The sequence below is a fragment of the Bacillus sp. AY2-1 genome (assembly GCF_008368965.1).
GTDB lineage: Bacteria > Bacillota > Bacilli > Bacillales > Bacillaceae_G > Bacillus_A > Bacillus_A thuringiensis_S.
In genome coordinates this window covers 41,125-47,381 of sequence record NZ_QPEL01000047.1, presented here as the reverse complement: position 1 = coordinate 47,381, position 6,257 = coordinate 41,125, and the positions used below count along the sequence as shown (strand labels likewise).

The following is a 6,257-nucleotide window of genomic DNA, read 5'->3' as shown; positions in this document are numbered from 1 at the left end:
TGCTATCTTTTTTATTTTTTCATACATCTAATTCTATTACAGATTTGTTAAAGGTCATCTCTTCATACACCTTTAAATTTTGATATATAGTTCCTAATAATGGTGCCGCTATAGAAAATTTCTCTGCTACATCCAGTAAATATCCTTGCAAGTGCTTCCCTTCAATAAATGAACCCTTTTCCATATCACGCTGCATCGATGACTTCATATCATACGAAATTTTATCAATCGTTTTCATATGTTCCTGGGCAATATTTTCCTTTACTGGAGCTCCTAATACTCTCATGATTTGTACAGATTCCTCAAACACATTACGGATAAAATCACGGCCGCCTTCACTTTCACGGATTGGTCCAATTGGTGCACGCATTAACGTTGTCACACCTGACATTACAGTAATAAATAAATATTTATGCCACATATCTTGCGTAATATTTTCACTTAAAACAAAACTAGACTTCGTACCTGCAAATGCTTTAGAAATATGCTTTACTCTCTCTGAATTTTGAGACTTAATTTCTCCAAACACAAGTCTGTTGGCAGCACTAGTTTGTACAATTTCTCCTTGATCGTTTAACGTCGTCTCGATAAAGCATAAACCGCCAATTACTTTTTCTTCGCCGAATTCTTTTTGTAGTAGTGATAAATGAGCGATACCATTTAACAATGGAATGATTACAGTATTTTCGCCAACAAACGGCTTCAAATCTTGAATAGCCTCGTTTAAGTGATACGCTTTTGTTGAAAATAAAATGACATCAAATGGAGAAGTTCTCTCTTCTTTCGTTATTAATTTCGGTTGGAAGGAAAAATCCCCGTTAACACTTCGGATTACAAGTCCTCTTTCCTCTAATTGTTTTTTCCGTTTACTACGAACAAGAAATGTAACATCTTCTCCCTTTTCGACTAATCTGCCACCAAAAAACCCTCCGACTCCACCAGCGCCTAATACTAAAATCCGCATACAGCATCCCCCTTTTCAAAATACAATTTTACAACTTTTAGTATACATAACATTATACATGTCCTCTGCTAAATAAGCTGAATTTTCACTCTCAATTGAGTATAAAACAGTGGTTATTTTCAAATAAATTTGGGCATGTTGTTTCTATAGCATATATGGAAAGGAAACAATGTAGATGGAGGCAATACAAACAATTGAGGAAAAAGGTGTAGCAACAGCTATATTCCAATTTATATTCCCGTTTTCGTTTAAAACTGGATATGAACAAAATATGTTCCCTTTCTTACAAAAAAACGATTTTCGTCCTTTTCGGCTCGATCATCTCGATGATGAAAATACATATTATGGGGAGTTTAAAGTTTCACATCAAAATATGGAAGCATACTATCTCTCATTTACAAATAAAATTCTCTTTCCTCACTCAGAGCATCAAAAGGGCTTGCAACGTTATTCAAAAGATCTTAACTTAACTGGACATTTAACAACAAACCTTATTTCAATTCCATTCAAGATACACTCTATTGATGTAACACTTTGTCCTTATGAACTTGGCTTCTTAACAATTCGAACAGAAGTAAACACTGCTCCAAACATGACTTTATCTGAAGCAATCGAATTCGCAGATCGCTTCCGTGTACTTGAAACTAAAACTGATACAAATGAGTCTATTTGTATTGAATGTAACGGAAAAAAGTATTCCCAAGTTGAAAAATTCATTTTTGGTTATTTATTTCATGGCGTAACTGATTTCTTTGAAAAGAAGAGATTAAGAAGTTCATACTTTCAAACCTTCCCTTTCTTTGAAGACCAGAGAATGTACGTCCAAACTTTATTGTCACTAAAAGAAGGTATGGAACTTAATGAAGTGGATGTTTATCGTACTTCCAGTCTTTCCGGATTAACAAGTGATGGTAAGCCATATGTGAGTGCAAGTAACCTTCCTTACATTCATAACTATTTAAAAAAACACGCTTACCAGAGATGGGCTCCAAATCGTTATTTCATTATGGAAGAACATATTTTTACATGTGTAACAAATGAAGGAGAACGCGAAATCGATAAACTTGCTAGTCAAATGTACGGAGAATTTTATTACGCTTTATTATTAAACCTATTCCATAAAATTGTTTTATTAAAAATGGCAAACGCCTATGCTGAGCTAAATATTGAACAAGATACTAATGAAATAGAGAAATTAATTTATTCGATTAATTCGTTCACTGCTAATTATTTTTCTTTAGAATTAGTATCTCAATCACAAAGTGAAGATATTTTCTTCCGCTTAAGAAAACTTTTTAATATTGAGGTTTTATACTCGAACGCGAAACAAAATCTTGATAGTTTGTTTAAATATCAAGAAAATGTCGCCTCAAAAAAAGATAGTCTCTTATTATTAATTTTAACGCTCTACTCTGTAGTAGGCCAAATGTTAGGGTTTACTATGATCGATCTTCTAAGAAACACCGATTCAAACAAAATATCGTCACCTCTTGAATTTTTCGCTCTATTAATTGCGATTAGCGGCATTGTCATTTCACTTATTTTAGGGGCTCAAGGGTTATACCAATGGGCTGTGCAGCACAAAAGAAGAAAAGCATGGGTAAAACAAACTGTACTGTCTGCTGTAAAAGAAAAAGAGGATAAAAATTAAAGAAGGTTATTTCCAAATATGTGGTATGCTGCAGTAAATGAAATTTTTATCAGCGATTTTTCAAATATATCGAATTACCGACAAATGACAGAACCGTATAACAAAAAAGGTACTCCAAAATAAAGCTTGGAGTACCTTTTTATTATACGAATTCAGCTTACTTCCCTGCTTCGATTTTCTCTAATGCAGCAGCTACTTGCTCTTCCGTTAATTCATGTTGTATTACGTAGCGGTTACGTGGACTTACACGACATTTATGAGAACATGCACGTAAATATTTCGCTTCGTTTTCTTCAGAACATAAAATTTTCTTATTACATTCTGGATTTGAACAGTTTACATAGCGCTCACATGGTTCACCTGTAAAGTGGTCTTTACCAACGATAACATGTTCTTTTTGATTTACTGGTACAGCGATACGCTCATCAAACACGTAACATTGTCCATCCCAAAGCTCACCTTGTACTTCTGGGTCTTTTCCGTACGTTACAATTCCGCCGTGAAGCTGACTTACATCTTCATAACCTTCACGAACTAACCAACCTGAGAATTTCTCACAACGAATTCCGCCTGTACAATAAGTTAAAATCTTTTTACCTTCAAGTGTTTCTTTGTTTTCTCTAATCCAATCTGGTAATTCACGGAATGATTCAATATCAGGTTTAATCGCACCTTTGAAGTGTCCTAAATCAAATTCATAATCATTTCGTGCATCAATGATAACTGTATCTTCTTGTTTCATTGCCTCATAAAAATCTTTTGGCTCTAAATACTTCCCAGTTATTTCGTGTGGGTTAATGTCATCTTCTAGACGAAGTGTAACTAATTCTGGACGAGGACGTACGTGCATTTTCTTGAATGCATGCCCTTCTTCTTCATCTATTTTAAATACGATACCATCAAAACGTGGATCATTGTTCATTGCTTCCATGTATTTTTCTGTTTGCTCTACAGTTCCAGAACAAGTTCCGTTAATACCTTCTTTTGCTACAAGAATTCTTCCTTTTAATTCAAGTGAATTACAAAATTCTAAATGCTCTGCCGCGAATTCTTCTGGATTTTCAATTGTTGTGTACATGTAATATAGTAATACTCTGTATGGTTTTGTAGTTGCCAATGTATTTCTACCACCTATCTAATTTTTAAAATCATGTATAAGTTAACGTTCATATCAAAACATATATAATAAGAAAATGAATCCCATTTTCTTTTCTTTATACTATTTTCTATCAGTTAACAAAAATAAAAAAACAAGATTACACATCAAAACACTATGGTTATGTTGTAATCCCAATATATTATATATCATACAAATGCAATTCCATCAATTAATATGCTGTATTATCGGCTTTATGTTCACATAAATTTCAAAAACAGCCCTTTAATTCACTATGTTTCCCCATGTCATCACACCATAAACTCCCAATTCATTTTACATTATCACACCATCCATTGCATAAAGGCATATAATTTGCATTAAGGAAACTTTCGTGTTCAAATGAAATTATCACATAACATATTTAAATGTATTGAAATAATGAGTAAGAATAAATACAATAATTTCATCAAGTTAACATTTTAAAGGGGAAAACTACTATGAATAAAGATATAACAAAAGATGAACATCTCCCTTCTGAAAGTACAACTGTACAATCAGCTCACTTAGCTTTAAGTGGAGAAACAAAAGGCTGGAAAAGACTGTTACCATTTTTAGGGCCCGCTTTTATCGCGTCCGTTGCTTATATTGATCCTGGCAACTTTGCTACAAATATCGCAGCTGGTTCACAATATGGATATTTACTATTATGGGTTATATTCGCTTCTAACTTAATGGCTGTATTAATCCAAACTTTATCGGCTAAATTAGGAATTGCTACAGGAAACAATTTACCCGAAATAGCTCGTGAAAACTTTCCAAAGCCTGTGTCTATCGGCTTATGGATACAAGGTGAACTCGTTATTATGGCTACAGATTTAGCTGAATTTATCGGGGCAGCACTCGGATTGTATTTATTATTTGGAATACCTATGTTACCAGCTGCTTTAATTACAGCAGTCGGATCATTTATTATTCTTGAGTTTCAACGCAGAGGATTTCGCTCACTAGAAGCTATTATTACAGGGATGATCTTTATTGTAGTAATAGCATTTGGGATCCAAGTTTTTTATGCAAAACCAGAATTAAGTCCCCTTCTTTCAGGACTATTTATTCCGAAATTCCAAGGTGTAGACAGTATATTACTTGCAGCAGGGATTTTAGGTGCGACAGTTATGCCGCATGCAATATACTTGCATTCTGCATTAACACAACGCCGCGTGGTTGGAACAACTGACGAACAAAAGAAAAAGATTTTTCGTTTCGAATTTATCGATATTATTATTGCAATGGTTATCGCTGGAGCAATTAATGCAAGTATGTTAATTGTAGCAGCTGCACTATTCTTTAAAAACGGTATGCACGTTGAAGATTTAGATGTTGCTTACACTCAATTTACCAACTTAGTAGGTCCTGTATCGGCTGCATTATTTGGGATTGGACTTTTATCAGCAGGTTTATCAAGCTCTTCTGTCGGTACAATGTCAGGTGATATTATTATGCAAGGATTCATTCGCATGCATATTCCGTTATATTTACGCCGATTTATTACAATGATTCCACCACTAGTTATTATCGCTTTAGGTGTAAATCCAACTTACGCTCTCGTTATGAGTCAAGTTGTCTTATCATTTGGTATTGCATTTGCACTAGTGCCACTTATTATGTTTACAAGTAATAAAAAGATTATGGGTGCACTCGTTAACCACCGTATAACAACATTTATCGCATGGATAATTGCAGCACTCGTTATCATTTTAAATATTTTCTTACTGTATCAAACGTTTGTAGGGTAATGAAAAAAGGGTATTCCAATTTTAATTTGGAATACCCTTTTTCAATTCATTATTTGTATTAATCCTATAAAGTCTTTTTAAAATAAATTATATAATTTATTTCCAGCCAATAATTTCCCTACAATTTGAATAATCTTTATTTTCAGATTAAATTATATAATAACAAATACATTCTATTTTCATGTGCAAAGGAGCGAAAATATGTTTCCTTTATTAAAAACTGAAAGACTTATTTTAAGAGAACTGACCGAAGAAGATGCACCGCGTATACTACAATGCTTTTCTAATACTAATGTACTGCGCTATTATGGCCAAAAACCGTTACAAGATGTTGATCAAGTGAAACAAATCATTCATAACTTTAAGCTCAGTTACAATGCAAGAAACGGTATAAAATGGGGAATCGAATTAAAAGACAAGAAAGAACTCATCGGTACCATTGGTTTTCACGATTGGTCTTCTGAGCATAAACGAGCCAATATAAGTTATGCCTTTTTACCTGAACACTGGGGAAAAGGATATGCGACTGAAGCTGTTTCTGAGGTTATATCATACGGTTTCCATACGATTCATTTAAAGCGGATCGGGGCAATTGTATTTCTTGAAAATGAAGCTTCCAATAAAGTACTATTAAAATTAGGTTTTGAAAAAGAAGGCGTTCTAAAAAATTATATGTATCAAGATGATATCCCATATGATACGAATTTTTACGCTTTATTAAAATCGGTTTAATAGAATTCATGTGTAAAA

The 6,257-nt window shown here is 33.5% G+C and carries 5 protein-coding genes; 3 read left to right on the top strand and 2 right to left on the bottom strand.

All coding sequences use genetic code 11. The features are described 5' to 3' along the window. Positions 1–19 precede the first annotated feature (19 nt). Positions 20–964: a 2-dehydropantoate 2-reductase gene (gene panE / locus DN403_RS12545; RefSeq protein ID WP_001221905.1), complete on the bottom strand. Its 945-nt coding sequence runs from the start codon at positions 962–964 to the stop codon at positions 20–22. 175 nt (positions 965–1,139) lie between these two features. On the opposite strand from panE, the gene DN403_RS12540 reads away from it, so the two are divergent. Further along, complete coding sequence (locus tag DN403_RS12540) at positions 1,140–2,615, top strand: hypothetical protein (RefSeq protein ID WP_000387459.1); 1,476 nt, start codon at positions 1,140–1,142, stop codon at positions 2,613–2,615. A gap of 157 nt (positions 2,616–2,772) precedes the next feature. Here the strand turns inward: DN403_RS12540 and trhO are convergent, their stop codons facing one another. Then, on the bottom strand, positions 2,773–3,732 hold the full coding sequence (gene trhO, locus DN403_RS12535) for an oxygen-dependent tRNA uridine(34) hydroxylase TrhO (protein ID WP_000246235.1): 960 nt from the start codon (positions 3,730–3,732) through the stop codon (positions 2,773–2,775). A 479-nt stretch (positions 3,733–4,211) separates the two neighbouring features. On the opposite strand from trhO, the gene DN403_RS12530 reads away from it, so the two are divergent. Both DN403_RS12530 and DN403_RS12525 read left to right on the top strand, forming a co-directional pair. Next, the gene (locus DN403_RS12530) at positions 4,212–5,507 is read left to right on the top strand and encodes an Nramp family divalent metal transporter (protein ID WP_001030674.1); all 1,296 of its coding nucleotides are present in this window, start codon (positions 4,212–4,214) and stop codon (positions 5,505–5,507) included. A gap of 201 nt (positions 5,508–5,708) precedes the next feature. After that, entirely contained in the window at positions 5,709–6,239 is a 531-nt protein-coding gene (locus DN403_RS12525) for a GNAT family N-acetyltransferase (RefSeq protein ID WP_000484220.1), read from the top strand. The last annotated feature ends 18 nt before the right edge of the window (positions 6,240–6,257 follow it).